1 protein-coding gene is annotated in these 290 nt (G+C 65.5%); it reads left to right on the plus strand.

Going from position 1 to position 290, the window contains the following annotated elements; all coding sequences use genetic code 11:
• Nucleotides 1-290: two-component regulator propeller domain-containing protein (locus EN850_RS35710; RefSeq protein WP_136093083.1), on the plus strand; the 290-nt coding region annotated here is incomplete at both ends.

Consider the following 290-nt stretch of genomic DNA (forward strand, 5'->3'; position numbering starts at 1 on the left):
GCAAGGGCGTGGCCCGCCTGGATGCCGACCGCGAGCACTTCCGGACCTTCGACAAGGTCAATGCCACCTGCCAGGGGCAGTTCTGGGCACTGGCCTATGTCGACGATGCATTGTGGATCGGCACCAACAACCACGGCGTCTGCCGCCTGGGCGAAGACGGTAGCGTGCGCCTCTACACCCATGATCCAGCGCACCCGGATGGGCTGCCCAGCAACAGCATTTTCACCAGCCTGGTCGATGCGCAGGGGCGCCTGTGGGTGGGCACCGAAGCCGGTGTGGCGCGATGGAAT

The sequence above is a fragment of the Mesorhizobium sp. M8A.F.Ca.ET.207.01.1.1 genome, assembly GCF_004794715.1.
Taxonomy (GTDB): domain Bacteria; phylum Pseudomonadota; class Alphaproteobacteria; order Rhizobiales; family Rhizobiaceae; genus Mesorhizobium.